Raw genomic sequence first — 16,577 nt, 5'->3', positions numbered from 1 at the left:
TGCTCCACCGGACCGGCCGTCAGCGGGAGTTGTCCCGGCTGGCGCGATAGAAGTCCTTCCAGCCGTCCCGCTCCCGGAGCACGCCCTCCACGTACTCCTGCCAGATCACCCGGTCGGTGGCCGGATCGCGCAGCACGGCGCCCGCGACTCCCGAGACCACGTCGCTCGCGCGGAGCACGCCGTCGCCGAAGTGGGCCGCCAGGGCCAGGCCGTTGGTGACCACCGATATCGCCTCGGCGGTGGAGAGGGTGCCGCTGGGCGTCTTCACCTTCGTCCGGCCGTCGGTGGTCACGCCGTCCCGCAACTCGCGGAAGACGGTGACCACCCGGCGGATCTCCTCCGCGCCCTCCGGGAGCGCGGGCAGGTCGAGCGAGCGGCCGAGCTGGCCGACCCGGCGGGTGACGATGTCGACCTCCTCCTCCAGCGAGCCCGGCAGCGGCAGGACCACCGTGTTGAACCGGCGGCGCAGCGCACTGGAGAGCTCGTTGACCCCCCGGTCGCGGTCGTTCGCCGTGGCGATCAGGTTGAAGCCGCGCACCGCCTGGGTCTCCAGGCCGAGTTCGGGGATCGGCAGGGTCTTCTCCGAGAGGATGGTGATCAGGCTGTCCTGCACGTCGGCCGGGATCCTGGTCAGCTCCTCGACCCGGGCGATCTGTCCGTCGGCCATCGCCCGCATGATCGGAGACGGCACCAGGGCGGCCCGGCTGGGGCCGTTGGCCAGCAGCTGGGCGTAGTTCCACCCGTACCTGACCGCCTCCTCGGGGGTGCCCGCAGTGCCCTGCACCAGCAGGGTCGAGTCGCCGCTGACGGCGGCGGCGAGGTGCTCGGAGACCCAGGTCTTGGCGGTTCCGGGAACGCCCAGCAGGAGCAGCGCACGGTCGGTGGCCAGCGTGGTGACGGCGACCTCCACGATCCGGCGCGGGCCGACGTACTTCGGCGTGATCACCGTGCCGTCGGGCAGCGTGCCGCCCAGCAGGTAGGTGGCCACCGCCCAGGGCGAGAGCCGCCAGCGCTCGGGGCGCGGCCGGTCGTCCTGCGCGGCGAGGGCGGCGAGCTCGGCGGCGAAGGCGTCCTCGGCGTGCTCGCGGAGCACCTCGCTGGTCTCGGGGGCACTCGTGCGAGTGGTCATCAGGGCTCCTTCGGATCGGCCGCGGGCAGGCTCGGGGGCAAGCGCAAGGACAGGCTGAGGACAGGGCTGTCGCAGGGGACGGAGAAGTCGGGGTCGACTGGGCGTAGGCGTCTCACCAGTGAGGACAGGCCCCGGTTCGGACATCCGTTCCCGGGCTGCGAGACCAACCATGCACCCCGGGACTGACAATTCCAGGGCAGGAAGTGACAGATCATCAGTTCGAGTGAACGGGCCGCTCCGTTGTCAGTGCCTTCTCTTAGCGTCATCGGCATGGAGGAACGCTGGAGCACCGAACACGTCCTGTCCCTGGCCCCCGACCAGCCGTCCCGCAAGGCCGCGGGCAAGCTGTCCGCCACCCCCCCGTGGTCCGCGACCGGCCAGGGCGAGGGCACGCTCTGGGGTCTCTGCAAGGGCAGCGGGAGCACGCCGTACCGCACGGCCGTCGAGCTCACCACGCCCGTCTACAAGTGCAGTTGCCCCAGCCGGAAGTTTCCGTGCAAGCACGCGCTCGGACTGCTGCTGCTCTGGAGCGGCAGCGGCGAGGCGGTCCCGGCCGCCACCCCGCCGGACTGGGTCGCCGAGTGGCTGAGCAGCCGTCAGGAGACGGCCGCCCGTCGCACGGCGGCCGCCGCCGGGGTCGCGCCGGCCGATCCGGTCGCCGCCGCCCGCAGGGCCGCCCGCCGCAGCTCCCGGATCGCGGCCGGTGCGGCCGAGCTGCGGCTCCGGTTGGCCGACCGGGTCAGGCACGGCTTGGCCGACGAGCCGCCCGGCGGCTGGGACGAGGTGGCCGCCAGGATGGTCGACGCCCAGGCCCCCCGGCTTGCCGCTCAGGTGCGGGAGTTGAGCTACCTGCCGAGCCAGGAGCGGCTGGCCGAGTACGCGCTGCTGCACCTGCTGGCCGGCGCGGTCGGCCGGGCCGACCAGCTGCCCGAGGAGCTCGCCGCAACCGTCCGCAACCGGGTCGGCGTCCCCGCCGACACCGCCGAGGTGCTGGCCGGGCCGACGGTCCGCGACCGCTGGCTGGTGCTCGGCTCCCGGGACACCGCCGACGACCGGCTCACTACCCGCAGGATCTGGGTGCGCGGCGCCAAGACCGGCCGTCCCGCCGTACTGCTCGCCTTCGGCGGCCCGGGCCGGGCCCCCGAACTCGCCCTGCCCGTCGGCCGCCTGCTGGAGGCCGAGCTCGCCTTCCACCCCGGCGTCCGCCCGTTGCGGGCCGTGCTCGGCACCCGGTACGGCGAGCCGGAGCCGGATGCCTCGGTGCCCGACGGCATGACGCCCGGGGAGGCGGTCGCCGAGTACGGCCGGGCGGTCGCCGAGGACCCCTGGGTTGAGTCCTGGCCGACCGTCCTCACCGGGGTGGTCCCCGTCCTCGGCAGCGACGGCTGGCGCCTGACGGATGGCCAGCACAGCCTGCCGGTCCGCACCGGCAGCTGCCCCGAGGCGGCCCTCTGGCGCCTCGCCGCCCTCTCGGCGGGCCACCCACTCACCGTCTTCGGCGAGTCCGGCCACCGCGGCTTCGCCCCAGTCACCGCCTGGCCCACCAACGGGCTTGCGACGCAGCTCACTTAGACAGCCACGGCGGATCGACAGAGAGGGGCTCGGCAACTCCTCCGCCGCCCACGCAGGGGCCCGGGGCTGCGCGTGGGCGACGCCGACCTGAGGAGCGTGATCGCCACGTGAACGGTCGGGCGCCTCGACCCGTGGCCGGGGTCGACCGCCCGCGCTGCTGAGCCGAAGCAGCGCCTCGACCCCTGCCTTCCGCACCATGTGTCTCCAAGGAGCCCTCGATGACGATCACCGACACCTGGCAGGAGCTGCACACCACCGCCCTGCTCGGTACCGACCGCCGCCCTCTCCCGCCCACCCCGACCGGCCCGGCGGCCGAGGTGGACCGGTCGGATCCGGCCACCGCGCTGCTCGATCTGGCGGCGCTGGAGACCGTCCGCCGCCGCGCCGGGGCCCGCCCCGATCCTGCGGTCCAGCCACCCGCACCGGCCGCCGAGGACACCCGCCCTGAGCCTCCGTCAGCAGCGGTACACCGACTGACCGTCCTGCTCGGCGGCCACCTCACCGGCACCGCCAACCTGGGCGAGCTGCTCCCCCAGTGGCTCGTCACCGCCCGCCGGTACGACTACCGGGCGCCGGCGGCAGCCGTCCCGGCGCTGCTGGACGCGGCGCGGGCCCGCAGCGAGCTGCGTCCCGACGTGGTGGCCCTCGCCGGTCCGCTCGGCCGCTGGCTCGCTGGGCAGAATCCGGACTGGAAGTACGTCCACCGCACCGTCACCGAGCAGCCGGCCGCCGAGCCGGACGAACAGCTCTGGCTGGAGGGCCTGTTCGCCGAGCGGGTCACCCTGATCTCCCGCCTGCGGCGGACCGAGCCGGACGCCGCGCTGAGCCTGCTGCGCGGCACCTGGTCCACCGAGCGCGCCGAGGACCGGCTGCTCTTCCTGGACGCCCTGCACGAGGGTCTGTCCCTCGCCGACGAGAGCTTCCTGGAGGCGGCACTCGCCGACCGGAGCAGGAACGTCCGGGCCACCGCCGCCGAACTGCTCTCCACCCTGCCGGAGTCCGCCCTCGCCGTACGGATGGCGGAGCGCGCCCGGGCCGCCGTACGCCTGGAGGAGGCCGGGGGCACCCGGCTCCTGGTCAGCCCGCCCGTGGAGTGCGACGCGGGGATGCAGCGGGACGGCATACCGCTCAAGTCGCCCACCGGCCGGGGGCAGCGGGCGTGGTGGTTCGGCGAGGTGATCGCGGCGGCCCCGCTCGCGTACTGGACGACGGAGACCGGCCTCACCCCGGACCAACTGCTCCGGCTGCCCGTCAGCGACGCCGACCCGGCCGGTCCCGACTGGGCGGCGGACCTGCACGAGGCGTGGGCTCGCGCGGCGGTCCGCCAGCAGCACGTCGGCTGGGCCCGCGCCCTGCTCGGTCCTGCCCCCCGCCGGACCGGCAACCGGGCGGCCGGGGCGTCGGACACACCGGCCGCAGGCGCACCGGCCCGGCTGCTCGCCGTCCTGCCGGAGTCCGAACGGGCTGCCTGGACGGCCGCGATCATCCAGAGCCACGGGCTCGGCGAGGCGTTCCAGCTGCTGGGCGCCTGCGCCACGCCCTGGACGCCGCCGCTGAGCACCGCCGTGGTGGCGGCGCTGGAGCGGGCCGCCGCCTCGGGGGCGTACCCGTGGAGTCACAGCGGGGTGCTCGGCATGACCGAGCGAGCCCTCGCGCCGGAGACCGCGCCCGCGGTCGCCGCCCTGGCCGCCGACGCGACACCGAACTCGGCCTGGGCGGACACCCTGGCCCGGCTCGCCGAAACGCTCCGGTTCAGGGCCGTCATGCTCGCCGAACTGGCCGGCTGACCCACTCGGCCACCCGGCCCATCGACGCGGCCACCCGACCACCCGAGGTCAGCCAGATCACCCGGATCACGCCGACCGCCAGGCTCTGGGATCAGCTGGCGACGCGGAGGTTCGCCTCGACCCAGGCGACCACGTCGCGGGTCGGGGTGCCCGGGGTGAAGATGTCCGCGACCCCGATCCGCTTGAGCTCGATGATGTCGGCCTCGGGGATGATCCCGCCGCAGAAGACCTTGATGTCCGCCGCGTCCCGCTCCTTGAGCAGCTCGATCACCCGGGCGCAGAGCGTCATGTGAGCGCCCGACAGGATCGACAGGCCGATGCCGTCCGCGTCCTCCTGGATGGCGGTGTCGACGACCTGCTCGGGCGTCTGGTGCAGGCCGGTGTAGATGACCTCCATACCGGCGTCCCGCAGGGCGCGCGCGATCACCTTCGCGCCCCGGTCGTGGCCGTCAAGCCCCGGCTTGGCGACGACCACACGGATCGGCCCTGACACACCCATGACTGCCTCCTGGACCACGTCGTCCCACCACAGCGGCCGACCTGATCGGGCGCGCACGTGGTTAACCACCGATAACGAATCTGAGGGGAGGTTAGCGCTCCCGGGGCCCGTTGACGGAGTCCCCTCCCCAGAGGAGGGGAAAATCACAACACCCCCGGCCTCCGGAACCTGTCAGGCCGCCACCCCGAGCAGCTCCCGCACGGCCTCCTCGAAGAGCCGGACCCGGGCGGTCACCCCGTCCGCCCGCCAGTGCAGCCGCCACTCCGAGGGATCGGCACCCTGGAGCCGGACGTACCCGACATCCGGCCGCGGGTGGTACCGGCGGACGTGCGCCCCCACCGGAAAGACCGCCCGCCCGGCCCCGACCAGCGTCAGCGCCTCCTGCAGCGACGTCTCGGCCCCCAGCATCCGGAGGTCGCCCAGCTCCGCCAGTGAGACCTCCGCCCGCCCCGCCAGCCGATGCCGGGCCGGCAGCGCCAGCAGCTGCGGCTCGGTCACCAACACCGGCCCCGCCACCAGCTCCTCGGGGGCCAGCGGCAGGCAGGTCAGCAGCAGCTCCACCTCGCCCGCCAGCAGCCACGGCGCCGCGTCACCCGGCTGCACCTCCCGGATCACCACCTCGCACTCCGGCTGCCGCTGCCCGCACAACTCGGCCACATCGACCAGCAGTTGTCCGCCCGGTGTCCCGGTGAAGCCGACCCGCAGCACCCCGTTGAAGCCGCGCCCCGCGTTGAGCGCCCGCGCGAACCCGGCCTCGACCGGGCTCCACGCCGGCCGCAGGTCCTGCTCCAACTGCCTCCCGATCGCGGTCAGCGCCACCCGTCGGCTGGTCCGCCGGAACAGTAGCGCCCCCACCCGGCGCTCCAGCGCGCCGATCGTCTGGCTGACCCGGGCCGTCGAGACGCGCGTCCGCTCGGCCGTACGACCGAAGTGCAGCTCCTCGGCCAGCGTCAGGAAGATCTCCAGCTCCTGCCGTTCCAGCATGCCCTCTCCCACCGTTAAGTGCGGCTCAACGATCCTTGCGCAGAAGCACGTTGATCGAAGGGGCGCCCCGCCCGAGAGTGGAACCACCACCGAACACCAGGAGCCCCCGATGTACGTCACCACCGACCACGCCCTCGACGCCACCGTGTCCACCGCCACCCACGACTCCGCCCCCGCCGAGGACTCCACCGCCCTGCTCCGCGAACTGCGCGACCGGACCGAGATCCTGGACGCGCTGCTCCGCTTCGGTCTCGGCCAGGACTCCGGGACAAGGCCCTGTTCGCCTCCGCCTTCGCCCCCGACGTTGAGCTCGACTTCCGTCCTGCCGCCGCCAAGTGGGGTGGCGAACCGCCGCTGATGACCGGACGCGAGGCCATCGTCACCGACATCCTCGCCATGTTCGCCGGCCGGGTCATCACCACCCACGTGGTGACCAACGCGCGGATCACCGTGGCCGGCGACACGGCCGCACTGACCGCCATCGTCGAGGCCCAGCACCTGCTGACCGCCGACCCCACCACCCACGCACTGCTCAAGAACCGCTACGCCGTCGACCTGGTCCGGGACGGCGCCCGCTGGACCGTCCGCCGCCTGCACATCGACAACGTCTGGTACGCCGGCGACCCCGTCGCCATCTTCGGCGGCTGACACACCGGACGAGGTGTCAGCCGCCGCAACGAAGGCGACGCGAGCCGCAGCGCAGCCGACAGCCCGTCAGAGCTTCTCGACCGGCGCGTACCGCAGCAGAAGCTGCTTGCGCCCCGTGGCACCGAAGTCCACCGTGGCCTGCGCCTTGTCCCCGACTCCGGAGGTCGCCACCACGGTGCCGAGCCCGAAGCTGTCGTGGGTGACCCGGTCGCCGACCGCCAGCGAGACGGCCTCCCGCTCGGTGACCCGCCGGGCCGACTGACCCCAGCCCGCCTTCGGCGAACTCGCAGGCCCCGCCGACCTCCTGACTCCCGAACCACCCGAGCCGCCGGAGCCACCCGAGCCGGACGAGGAGAACCCACGCGAAGCCGGCACCGCCGAAGCACCCGTGCGCTTCCACTCCACCAGCTCGACCGGAATCTCCTCCAGGAACCGCGAGGCCGGGTTGTACGAGGGCTGCCCCCACGCACTGCGCAGCACCGACCTGGTCAGGTACAGCCGCTCCCGCGCCCGGGTCAGCCCGACGTACGCGAGCCGTCGCTCCTCCTCCAGCTCCTTGACCTGGTTGAGCGCCCGCATGTGCGGGAAGATCCCGTCCTCCATGCCGGTCAGGAACACCACCGGGAACTCCAGCCCCTTCGCGGTGTGCAGCGTCATCATCGTGATCACGCCCGCCCCGTCCTCGTCATCGGGGATCTGGTCCGAGTCGGCCACCAGCGCGACCCGCTCCAGGAAGTCCGCCAGCGAGCCGACCGGCGGCGTGCCCTCGTCGTCGCCCTCCGGCCGTTCGCCCGGGTCCTGCTCGTACTCCAGCGCCACGGAGGCCAGCTCCTGGAGGTTCTCCACCCGGGTCTCGTCCTGCGGGTCGGTCGATGCCTGGAGCTCCGCCAGGTACCCGGTCTCCTCCAGCACCGCCTCCAGCACCGCCGCCGGGCCCGCCCCGGACTCGACGATCTGCCGCAGCCCGGCCATCATCTCGTTGAACTTGCGCACCGCGTTGGCCGAGCGGGCGGCCATCCCGTATGCCTCGTCCACCCGCACCAGCGCCTGCGCGAAGCTGATCCGCTCACGCTGCGAGAGCGCGTCGATCATCGCCTCCGCGCGGTCGCCGATGCCGCGCTTGGGCACGTTCAGGATCCGCCGCAGCGGCACGGTGTCCTCGGGGTTGGACAGCACCCGCAGGTACGCGAGCACGTCCCTGACCTCCTTGCGCTCGTAGAAGCGCACCCCGCCGACCACCTTGTACGGCAGGCCGACCCGGATGAACACCTCCTCGAACACCCGGGACTGCGCGTTCGTCCGGTAGAAGATCGCCACGTCACCGGGCCGGGCGTCCCCGGCGTCCGTCAGCCGGTCGATCTCGTCCGCGATGAACTGCGCCTCGCCGTGCTCGTCGTCCGCGACGTAGCCGATGACCTTCTCGCCGTGCTCCCCGGCGGTCCAGAGCTTCTTCTCCCGGCGGCCGGTGTTCCGCTCGATCACCGAGTTGGCGGCGCTCAGGATGGTCTGTGTGGAGCGGTAGTTCTGTTCCAGCAGAATGGTGGTCGCGTTCGGGTAGTCCTCCTCGAACTGGAGGATGTTGCGGATCGTGGCGCCGCGGAAGGCGTAGATCGACTGGTCCGCGTCACCCACCACGCAGAGCTCGGCCGGCGGAACCTCGGACAGCCGCCCGGCCGCCGGGTTCACGTAGTCGCCGTCCACCGTCCGTTTCGGCTGCGCGGCCACCGCTCCACCGCTCAACTCCCTGACCAGCATGTACTGGGCGTGGTTGGTGTCCTGGTACTCGTCCACCAGGATGTGCCGGAACCGCCGCCGGTAGTGCTCGGCCACGTCCGGGAACGCCTGCAGCAGGTTCACCGTCGTCATGATGATGTCGTCGAAGTCCAGCGCGTTGGCCTCGCGCAGCCGCCGCTGGTAGAGGTGGTACGCCTCGGCGAGCTTCTTCTCCATCGGGTTCGCCGCCTGGTCGGCGTACGTCTCCTCGTCGATCAGCTCGTTCTTCAGGTTGCTGATCTTCGACGTGAACGACTTCGGCGGGAACTGCTTCGGGTCGAGGTCGAGATCCCGGCAGACCAGCGCCATCAGCCGCTGCGAATCCGCCATGTCGTAGATCGAGAAGCTCGACGTGAAGCCGAGCACCTTGCTCTCCCGGCGCAGGATCCGCACGCACGCGCTGTGGAACGTCGACACCCACATCGCCCGCGCCCGCGGCCCGACCAGCGCCTCGACCCGCTCCCGCATCTCGCCTGCGGCCTTGTTGGTGAACGTGATCGCCAGGATCTCCCCCGGCTGCACCCCGCGCGCCCCGAGCAGGTACGCGATCCGGTGCGTCAGCACCCGCGTCTTGCCCGACCCGGCCCCGGCCACCAGCAGCAGCGGCGCCCCGGAGTGGACCACGGCCTCCCGCTGGGGGTCGTTCATCCCCTCCAGCAACTGCACCGGATCGATCACCGTCCGCGCCGCACCGTTCCGGTAGAACGCGTCCCGCTCGGCCTGCGCCGCGTGATCCGTCTGGAACAGTCCGTCCGGCATCGCCTCCTCGTACGAGTCGTACGGCACCTCGTCGTACGGCGGCGGCTCCTCCTCGTACGGGGGCTGGTCTGCGGGCGGCTGCTGCTGCGACCTGGCCGAGGACGGAAGCTCGAAGCCGGGGAGCGGAAGGTCGTCAAAGAGGCTAGTCATGGCCCTACGAGTCTATGGGCCCGCACCGACACCTCCGGAGGAAACGGTCCACTCCCTCCGCCCACCCGGACCGCCCCGCGACCACTGCCCGCCCGCAAAGCACCCCACGCACCACCGCGGACTGCCCCGCGGACTGCCCTGCGGCCACCGACGCGGCCGGCCGGCCGGCCGAGCGGTTCGCAGCCGTCAGACCAGCCGTCGGGCCGTCGCCCAGCGGGTCAGCTCGTGCCGGTTGCTCAGCTGCAGCTTGCGCAGCACCGCCGACACGTGCGACTCCACCGTCTTCACCGAGATGAAGAGCTGCTTGGCGATCTCCTTGTACGCGTAGCCGCGCGCGATCAGCCGGAGCACCTCGCGCTCCCGCTGGGTGAGGCGGTCGAGGTCCTCGTCGACCGGCGGGGTGTCGGTGGCGGCGAAGGCGTCCAGGACGAAGCCGGCCAGCCGGGGGGAGAACACCGCGTCGCCGTCCGAGATCCGGAAGATCGCGTTGACCAGGTCGGTGCCGGTGATGGTCTTGGTGACGTAGCCGCGGGCGCCGCCACGGATCACGCCGATCACATCGTCGGCGGCGTCGGAGACCGACAGCGCCAGGAACCGGACCCCGTTCGGGTCGGACATCAGCGGGGCGGAGCGCCGCAGCACCTCGACGCCGCCGCCACCGGGCAGGTGGACGTCGAGCAGCACCACGTCGGGCCGGGTTTCGGCCACCACCTGGACCGCCGACTCGACGTCGTCGGCCTCCCCGACCACGTCGATGCCGGTGACCTCGGTACGCCCGATCTCGGCCCGCACCCCGGTCCGGAACATCCGGTGGTCGTCCACCAGCACCACCCGGGCGACCCGGTCCGGCACGGACCCCGCCACAGCATCAGTCATCTGCTCTCTCCATCTCCAGCTCGACCTCGGTCCCGCCGTCCGGCGCGGGCCGCACCCTCGCGGTGCCGCCGTTGCGCTTCATCCGGCCGATGATCGACTCCCGTACGCCCATCCGGTCCTCCGGCACGCTGTCGGGATCGAAGCCGGGCCCGTGATCGCGGACGAACACCGACACCGTCCGCCCCTCCACCTCGGCGTAGACCTGGACCGGTCCCCCGCCACCGTACTTGGCGGCGTTGACGGTCGCCTCCCTCGCGGCCTGGATCTGGGCCGCGATCCGGTCGTCCATCGGGCAGTCGCCGACGCAGACCAGCTCCACGGCCACCCCGTGCCGGTCCTCCACCTCGGCCACCACCGAGCGGATCCGCTCGGCCAGGGTGTCGGGGGCGGCCTCGGCGGCGGCCTCGGGACGGTACAGCCAGAGCCTCAACTCCCGTTCCTGCGCCCGGGCGAGACGCAGCACCTCCTTGGCGTCATCGGCGTTGCGCTGGATCAGCGTCAGGGTGTGCAGCACCGAATCGTGCACGTGGGCGGCGATCTCGGCCCGCTCCTGGGCCCTGATCCTGGCGGTCCGTTCGGCGCCCAGGTCCTGCCACATCCGCAGCGCGTACGGACCGACCAGCACCAGCACGCCGGCCAGCACCGCGAGCGCGGCCTCGATCACCGAGGACACCGTCGAGTCGCTGCCCTGGAGGATCAGGAAGCCGACGGTGCCCGCCACCACCAGCAGCACCCCCGCGCCGACCCTGGTGTACGCGGCCCGCCGCCTGGTGCCCTCCTCCAGGCCGAACCAGCGCTGCCACCGCGAGTCGTCGGCCTGCCGCCAGACCAGCGCGACGCCGACCCCGATGGTGAGCAGCGGCCACATGTACGGCTTGGCGGTCTGGATGTGCAGGGCGCTGAGCAGGGCCATGATCCCGACCACCAGCAGCAGCAGCGCGAGCAACTGGCCGAGCCCGCCCCGGGTCGGCCGGGCGTCCGCGGTGAACTCCCCGGTCACCGCCGTCTCGCCGTGGAAGGTGCGCTGCAGCAGTTCGCGCAGCCGGCCGATCCGACGCGGGCGGCCCTTGCGCAGCTCGCTGCCGCCGACCACCGAGTCGGCGGGCACGAAGCCGCCGTTGACGTACGCCCAGCGCGGCCCGCCGCCCGGCGCGGGCTGGCCGATGCCGATCGGCACCACGAACCAGAACGCCGCGTACAGCAGCACCCCGATCCCCTGCGCGAAGAACAGCAGCACGAAGGCGACCCGGACCCAGGTGACCGGCAGGCCGAGGTGCAGCGCCAGCCCGTGCGCCACGCCGCCGAGCATCCGCCCGTGCGGGCTCCGGTAGAGCCGGCGGTACGGCGGAGGCTCCACCCCGGGATCGGCTGACGGCGCGTCAGGACCGCGCTGTCCTTCGGGTGCGAGGGGTCTGGGATCGGTGCCGGGTGCTGCCACGCCACCGATGGTCACACGTCCGCCGCCCCCGGCGCATCAGGGTGCCACCCCCGATCCTTCTCAGGGAGAGATCAGGGTCCGTACCGGGCAGCGGAAGGTTGGGTACGAGCGGCCGGACCAGCAGGATGGGAGCATGACGGACGACCAGATCACCCCGACGGGCACGCCGGCCGACCCGGAGCGGCAGCGCCCGCCGCTGACCCGCAGCGAACGCCACCGGGTGGTGGCCGGGGTGTGCGGCGGTCTCGGGCGTCACCTGGACATCGACCCGGTGGTGTTCCGGGTGGTGATCGCGGTGCTCTGCCTCTCCGGCGGCCTCGGCCTCTTCCTGTACGGCCTGGCCTGGCTGATCGTGCCGCGCGAGCCGACCGCCGACGGCAGGCAGGGCCGGACCGAGCTGCAGCGCGTGCTGACCGGCCGGGTGGACGGGCAGTCGATCGGCGCGGTGCTGCTGACCGTGATCGGCACCGGGGTGTTCTTCTCCTCGATGGGCGACGGCGGGCAGCTGTTCCCGATCCTGCTGCTCGGTGGCCTGATCCTGCTGGCCGTCCGGTACGACCCGGAGCGCCGCCGCCGGGGCCGGCTGGGCCGGCTCTTCCAGCACCCGCAGGACGGCCCGGCCGGGCCGTACGACCGGCCGGTGGACGACGGCGGCCACCCGTACGACTTCGGCGGCACCCCGGCCGGCTGGCGCGAGCGGGCCGCTGAGCAGCACGCCCGGGAGCGGTCGGCGGGCACCGTACCGGCCGACACCCCGGCCCCGGGCCCCTCCGGCTACCTCTGGGACCCGCGGCACCCGGAGCGCAATCCGTACGCCGGGCAGCTCCCTCCCGCCCCGCCGGCCCCCCAGCCGCCGCGACCGCCGGACCAGGCCCTGCCCTGGTGGCAGCGCCCCGACCTGCCTTCGGGCGACCCGCTGCGCAAGAACGCCCCCGCCGCCCCGGTGGCACCGCGGCGTCCGGCGAGGCGGCGGGAGCGGTCGTTCCTGGGCCCGGCCGGCCTGCTGCTGGCCGGTGGCGCGGGTGCGCTGGCCTGGTGGCTGACGGAGAGTCAGGACGGGACCGCACGCCTCTCGACGGTGCTGGCGGCGGCACTGCTCGCTCTCGGGGTGGTGGTCCTGCTGAGCACCCGGTACGGCCGGGCGCGCGGGCTGACCGTGCCCGCGGTGCTGCTGACCGTCGCGCTGGCCGGGCTCTCGGGGTCGAACATCACCGTGGAGGGCAGCTTCGGGGACCGGCTCTGGGCCCCCGTCTCGGTCGCCGACGTGCGGACCGAGTACCGGCTCGGTGCGGGCGACGCCACCCTCGACCTGAGCGGGATCGACCCGGCGGGCGGCACCGTCACCACCGCCGTCAAGGTCGGGGCGGGTGACCTCCGGGTGACCGTCCCCGGCGACGTGGACGTCCGACTGACCATGCGCACGGCCCTGGGCGACGTCCGGGTCACCGACCGCAACCTGTCCTCGGGGGCGGGCAACAACCTGGAGTACCAGTTGCATCCGACCAACGGTCAGCCGTCCAAGGGGACGCTGGACCTCACGCTCACCATCGGTCTCGGCGACCTGAAGGTGGTGCAGTCATGAGGAAGCACCGGCTGGACGTGTTCTCCCTGATCGCGGGCGCCCTGTTCACCGTGGTCGCGGCGCTCTACCTGGTCGCCTCGCTGAACGACCGCGCGGTGAACGGCCGGATCGTGCTCCCGGTCACCTTCATCGTGCTCGGTACGGCCGGTCTGGCCGGCGCGGTGACCGCGATGACCCGGCGCGGCCGGTCGGCCGGGAACCAGCCGGCCGATCCCGACCACTGAGGGCGGCTACGACTGCACCGCGCCCAGGTCCAGCTGCTCGCCGTTCTTGGTGACGCTGTACTTGGGCAGCGGCTTGGTGGCCGGCCCGTTGATCACCGCGCCGGTGGTGGCGTCGAACCGGGAGCCGTGGCAGGGGCAGTACATCTGGTTGTTCTTGGGGGCGTCCACGGCGCAGCCGGAGTGGGTGCAGACCGAGGAGAAGCCGCAGTACTGCCCGGCCTTGGGCTGCACGATGTAGATCGCGTCGCCCGAGGCCGGATCCTTGACCTGGGCCGACCCGCCGACCGGGACGCTGGCCGCGGCGACGGAGACCTTGGCGCCTCCGCCCGACGTCCCGGCGGGCGCGGGGGCCGGCGTCGGCCCCGGAGCGGCCACGGTCTTGGTGTCCCGGCCGAAGGTGGCGGTCAGCGATCCGGCCAGCAGCCCGGCCCCGCCCAGCGCGACGGCCGCGATCCCGCCGTCCACCAGCGCCCGGCGACGGACCTGGTCCTCGGCCAGCCCGCGCCCGCGGTCCCGGCGCGCGCGCCGGGCCAGGTAGCCGTCCACCGACAGCTGCGGGCTGCCCGCCAGCACCAGCGGCAGCCAGGCCATCAGGTAGGCCAGGTCGTTGCCGAGGTAGTAGGGGGCGACGTTCCAGCTGACGGTCAGCCAGAGGCTCAGGCTGATCAGGGCGCCGCCGGTGGCCGCGACCCGGCCCCAGAGGCCGAACAGGGTGCCGAGGCCGACCGCCAGCTCGCCGAAGGCGATCGCCAGCGCGAAGAGGGTCGGGTAGTCCAGCGCGGGACCGAGCGCCCACCCGATCGGGCTGAGCGGCTTGACGGCGGTGGTCTGCGAGACGAAGGAGGCCGCGTCACCGGCCCCGGCCAGGTAGTGCGAGTCCGACAGCTTGTCGAAGGCGGCGTAGACGAAGGTCAGCCCGAGGAACAGCCGGAGCGGCAGCAGGGCGTACCGGGTGCCCAACTCCCGCCACTGCGCCGCTCGTTCCGCTCTCCCCGACTGTTCCGGCCCACCATGCCCCACCGCCATGCGCCGACACCCTTCGCTCACGGCCCGTCAAGTGCTGACAGGTCCGGTCCGATTCTGCCCGTTCCGCCGCTGTTTCGGTGGCACGGACCCCTGCAGAGACGGCCGCGCCGCCGCCCCCTTCAGTACGGGGACGGCGGCGCGAGCGTTCAATGCAGAGCAGGAATCACTCCCACTCGATGGTGCCCGGCGGCTTGCTGGTCACGTCCAGCACCACCCGGTTGACGTCCTTGACCTCGTTGGTGATCCGGGTCGAGATCTTCGCCAGCGCCTCGTACGGCAGGCGGGACCAGTCGGCCGTCATGGCGTCCTCGGAGGAGACCGGGCGCAGCACGATCGGGTGGCCGTAGGTGCGGCCGTCGCCCTGCACGCCGACGCTGCGGACGTCCGCCAGCAGGACCACCGGGCACTGCCAGATCTCGCGGTCCAGACCGGCCAGGGTGAGCTCCTCGCGGGCGATCGCGTCGGCCTCGCGGAGCAGATCCAGCCGCTCCTTGGTGACCTCACCGACGATCCGGATGCCCAGGCCGGGGCCCGGGAACGGCTGGCGCTGGACGATCTCCTCCGGCAGGCCGAGCTCCTGGCCGACCATCCGGACCTCGTCCTTGAACAGCTTGCGCAGCGGCTCGATCAGCTTGAACTGCAGGTCCTCGGGCAGTCCGCCGACGTTGTGGTGCGACTTGATGTTGGCGGTGCCGGTGCCGCCACCGGACTCCACCACGTCCGGGTACAGGGTGCCCTGGACCAGGAACTCGACCTCTTCGCCGTGCTCGCCGGCCTCGGCCACGATCTCGGCCTGGGCCTGCTCGAAGACCCGGATGAACTCCCGGCCGATGATCTTGCGCTTCTCCTCGGGGTCGGTGACCCCGGCCAGCGCGGTCAGGAAGCGCTCCTGGGCGTCGACCACCTTGAGCTGGATGCCGGTGGCGGCGACGAAGTCCTTCTCGACCTGCTCGGTCTCGCCCTTGCGCATCAGGCCGTGGTCCACGTACACGCAGGTGAGCTGCGAACCGATGGCCCGCTGCACCAGCGCGGCGGCGACGGCGGAGTCCACGCCGCCCGAAAGGCCGCAGATGGCGCGCTTGGTGCCGACCTGCTCGCGGATCAGCGCGACCTGCTCGTCCACCACGTTGACGGTGGTCCAGTTCGGCGCGATCCCCGCACCCCGGTAGAGGAAGTGCTCCAGGATCTGCTGGCCGTGCGTGGAGTGCAGCACCTCGGGGTGGTACTGGACGCCGTACAGCTTCTTCTCGTCGTTCTCGAAGGCGGCGACCGGGACCACGTCGGTGGACGCGGTGACGGTGAAGCCCTCGGGAGCGGCCGAGCAGGCGTCGCCGTGCGACATCCAGACCGCCTGCTCGGCCGGCGTGCCCTCGAAGAGGGTGGAGCCGGACTTGCTGACGTGCAGGTCGGTACGGCCGTACTCGCGGGCGCCGGAGTTGTCGACGGTGCCGCCGAGCGTGATGGCCATCAGCTGGAAGCCGTAGCACATGCCGAAGACCGGGACCCCGGCCTCGAAGATCGCGCGGTCCAGGCGCGGCGCGCCGTCCTCGTAGACCGAGGAGGGGCCACCGGACAGGATGATCGCCTTCGGGTTCTTGGCGAGCATCTCGGCCACCGGCATGGTGCTCGGGACGATCTCGCTGTAGACCCGGGCCTCACGCACCCGACGGGCGATGAGCTGGGCGTACTGGGCACCGAAGTCGACCACCAGTACGGTGTCGAGCTCGGGGGCGGACTGGTCGGGAGTAGCAGAGGACACGGACGGCCTTCCGGCAGCGAAACGGAGGTGCCGCGCGCGGCGCGACCTTGGAAGGGTGGTGGCGGGCGGCGTGTGGGGGTGTCGCCACCGATTCTACCGGCCGACACACCGCCGGTGATTCACCCACTTGCCGGGGCCCCACGGCGTGACCGGCGCCACGCAGGATCGTTGCTCCTGACGACCGCACCTTCCGGGTCGCGCCCGCCAGGCGCGGGGCCGGCCGGGCGGTCGACCCGACCCATGCGCGTGGATCTCTCAGTCCACCGGCGCACGTGGCGCCGCCGCTCCCCTGTCGGGGACGGCCCGCCGTGGGACCGTGCGCGGGTGGTGTGACCGGACCGGCAGGGGACAGCCGCCCGGCCACGACTGAA

Annotated in this window: 14 protein-coding genes and 1 pseudogene; 6 read left to right on the top strand and 9 right to left on the bottom strand. The window is 72.9% G+C overall.

The annotated features are described in order from the left end of the window. Window positions 1–19: 19 nt before the first annotated feature. A complete protein-coding gene (locus tag ACKUU6_RS19865; protein ID WP_407989905.1) occupies window positions 20–1,129 on the bottom strand; it encodes an ATP-binding protein in 1,110 nt (369 codons plus the stop codon). Between the two features lie 270 nt (window positions 1,130–1,399). Between ACKUU6_RS19865 and ACKUU6_RS19860 the strand changes: the two genes are divergently transcribed. Then, entirely contained in the window at window positions 1,400–2,701 is a 1,302-nt protein-coding gene (locus ACKUU6_RS19860; RefSeq protein ID WP_407989904.1) for an SWIM zinc finger family protein, read from the top strand. Window positions 2,702–2,919: 218 nt separating this feature from the next. Continuing rightward, the gene (locus ACKUU6_RS19855) at window positions 2,920–4,488 is read left to right on the top strand and encodes a DUF5691 domain-containing protein (protein ID WP_407989903.1); all 1,569 of its coding nucleotides are present in this window, start codon (window positions 2,920–2,922) and stop codon (window positions 4,486–4,488) included. A 91-nt stretch (window positions 4,489–4,579) separates the two neighbouring features. Here ACKUU6_RS19855 and ACKUU6_RS19850 read toward each other — a convergent pair whose 3' ends face one another. Together ACKUU6_RS19850 and ACKUU6_RS19845 are read right to left on the bottom strand one after the other, a co-directional pair. Beyond that, a complete protein-coding gene (locus ACKUU6_RS19850; RefSeq protein WP_057231203.1) occupies window positions 4,580–4,987 on the bottom strand; it encodes a cobalamin B12-binding domain-containing protein in 408 nt (135 codons plus the stop codon). Window positions 4,988–5,158: 171 nt separating this feature from the next. Next, entirely contained in the window at window positions 5,159–5,971 is an 813-nt protein-coding gene (locus tag ACKUU6_RS19845; RefSeq protein ID WP_407989902.1) for a LysR family transcriptional regulator, read from the bottom strand. A 109-nt stretch (window positions 5,972–6,080) separates the two neighbouring features. Here ACKUU6_RS19845 and ACKUU6_RS19840 point away from each other — a divergent pair, with 109 nt between their 5' ends. Both ACKUU6_RS19840 and ACKUU6_RS19835 read left to right on the top strand, forming a co-directional pair. Continuing rightward, window positions 6,081–6,329, top strand: coding sequence for a hypothetical protein (locus ACKUU6_RS19840; protein WP_407989901.1), 249 nt, complete (start codon window positions 6,081–6,083; stop codon window positions 6,327–6,329). Further along, entirely contained in the window at window positions 6,248–6,619 is a 372-nt protein-coding gene (locus ACKUU6_RS19835; RefSeq protein WP_407992173.1) for a nuclear transport factor 2 family protein, read from the top strand. The genes ACKUU6_RS19840 and ACKUU6_RS19835 overlap by 82 nt, the downstream gene beginning before the upstream one ends. 66 nt (window positions 6,620–6,685) lie before the next feature. Here the strand turns inward: ACKUU6_RS19835 and pcrA are convergent, their stop codons facing one another. From pcrA to ACKUU6_RS19820, 3 genes are all read right to left on the bottom strand, one after another. After that, window positions 6,686–9,301, bottom strand: a complete 2,616-nt coding sequence (gene pcrA / locus ACKUU6_RS19830) for a DNA helicase PcrA (RefSeq protein ID WP_407989900.1) — start codon at window positions 9,299–9,301, stop codon at window positions 6,686–6,688. Window positions 9,302–9,487: 186 nt separating this feature from the next. Beyond that, entirely contained in the window at window positions 9,488–10,177 is a 690-nt protein-coding gene (locus tag ACKUU6_RS19825) for a LuxR C-terminal-related transcriptional regulator (RefSeq protein WP_407989899.1), read from the bottom strand. Beyond that, the gene (locus ACKUU6_RS19820; RefSeq protein ID WP_407989898.1) at window positions 10,170–11,534 is read right to left on the bottom strand and encodes a PspC domain-containing protein; all 1,365 of its coding nucleotides are present in this window, start codon (window positions 11,532–11,534) and stop codon (window positions 10,170–10,172) included. The genes ACKUU6_RS19825 and ACKUU6_RS19820 overlap by 8 nt, the downstream gene beginning before the upstream one ends. Window positions 11,535–11,748: 214 nt before the next feature. Between ACKUU6_RS19820 and ACKUU6_RS19815 the strand changes: the two genes are divergently transcribed. Together ACKUU6_RS19815 and ACKUU6_RS19810 are read left to right on the top strand one after the other, a co-directional pair. Continuing rightward, on the top strand, window positions 11,749–13,197 hold the full coding sequence (locus ACKUU6_RS19815) for a PspC domain-containing protein (RefSeq protein ID WP_407989897.1): 1,449 nt from the start codon (window positions 11,749–11,751) through the stop codon (window positions 13,195–13,197). Next, window positions 13,194–13,421, top strand: a complete 228-nt coding sequence (locus ACKUU6_RS19810; RefSeq protein WP_407989896.1) for a hypothetical protein — start codon at window positions 13,194–13,196, stop codon at window positions 13,419–13,421. The genes ACKUU6_RS19815 and ACKUU6_RS19810 overlap by 4 nt, the downstream gene beginning before the upstream one ends. A 6-nt stretch (window positions 13,422–13,427) precedes the next feature. Here ACKUU6_RS19810 and ACKUU6_RS19805 read toward each other — a convergent pair whose 3' ends face one another. From ACKUU6_RS19805 to guaA, 3 genes and pseudogenes are all read right to left on the bottom strand, one after another. Continuing rightward, on the bottom strand, window positions 13,428–13,796 hold the full coding sequence (locus ACKUU6_RS19805; protein WP_407992172.1) for a ubiquinol-cytochrome c reductase iron-sulfur subunit: 369 nt from the start codon (window positions 13,794–13,796) through the stop codon (window positions 13,428–13,430). 132 nt (window positions 13,797–13,928) lie between these two features. Then, a pseudogene (locus tag ACKUU6_RS19800) lies at window positions 13,929–14,447 on the bottom strand (DoxX family protein); the annotation flags it as partial. Between the two features lie 163 nt (window positions 14,448–14,610). Further along, window positions 14,611–16,206 carry a glutamine-hydrolyzing GMP synthase gene (gene guaA / locus ACKUU6_RS19795; protein WP_407989895.1) on the bottom strand — a complete coding sequence of 532 codons (1,596 nt, stop codon included), beginning with the start codon at window positions 16,204–16,206 and terminating at the stop codon, window positions 14,611–14,613. Window positions 16,207–16,577 lie beyond the last annotated feature (371 nt).

Source organism: Kitasatospora sp. CMC57 (assembly GCF_045866025.2).
Classification (GTDB): Bacteria; Actinomycetota; Actinomycetes; order Streptomycetales; family Streptomycetaceae; genus Kitasatospora.
The sequence above is the reverse complement of the archived record's forward strand: the minus strand, read 5'-3'. Positions and strand labels throughout refer to the sequence as shown.

Excerpts from the sequence above, each read along its gene's own strand:
- ACKUU6_RS19865 (WP_407989905.1), bottom strand. The coding sequence starts at position 1,129 with ATGACCACTCGCACGAGTGCCCCCGAGACCAGCGAGGTGCTCCGCGAG.
- ACKUU6_RS19860 (WP_407989904.1), top strand. The coding sequence starts at position 1,400 with ATGGAGGAACGCTGGAGCACCGAACACGTCCTGTCCCTGGCCCCCGAC.
- ACKUU6_RS19825 (WP_407989899.1), bottom strand. The coding sequence starts at position 10,177 with ATGACTGATGCTGTGGCGGGGTCCGTGCCGGACCGGGTCGCCCGGGTG.
- pcrA (WP_407989900.1), bottom strand. The coding sequence starts at position 9,301 with ATGACTAGCCTCTTTGACGACCTTCCGCTCCCCGGCTTCGAGCTTCCG.
- ACKUU6_RS19850 (WP_057231203.1), bottom strand. The coding sequence starts at position 4,987 with ATGGGTGTGTCAGGGCCGATCCGTGTGGTCGTCGCCAAGCCGGGGCTT.
- ACKUU6_RS19855 (WP_407989903.1), top strand. The coding sequence starts at position 2,920 with ATGACGATCACCGACACCTGGCAGGAGCTGCACACCACCGCCCTGCTC.
- ACKUU6_RS19810 (WP_407989896.1), top strand. The coding sequence starts at position 13,194 with ATGAGGAAGCACCGGCTGGACGTGTTCTCCCTGATCGCGGGCGCCCTG.
- ACKUU6_RS19840 (WP_407989901.1), top strand. The coding sequence starts at position 6,081 with ATGTACGTCACCACCGACCACGCCCTCGACGCCACCGTGTCCACCGCC.
- ACKUU6_RS19845 (WP_407989902.1), bottom strand. The coding sequence starts at position 5,971 with ATGCTGGAACGGCAGGAGCTGGAGATCTTCCTGACGCTGGCCGAGGAG.
- ACKUU6_RS19815 (WP_407989897.1), top strand. The coding sequence starts at position 11,749 with ATGACGGACGACCAGATCACCCCGACGGGCACGCCGGCCGACCCGGAG.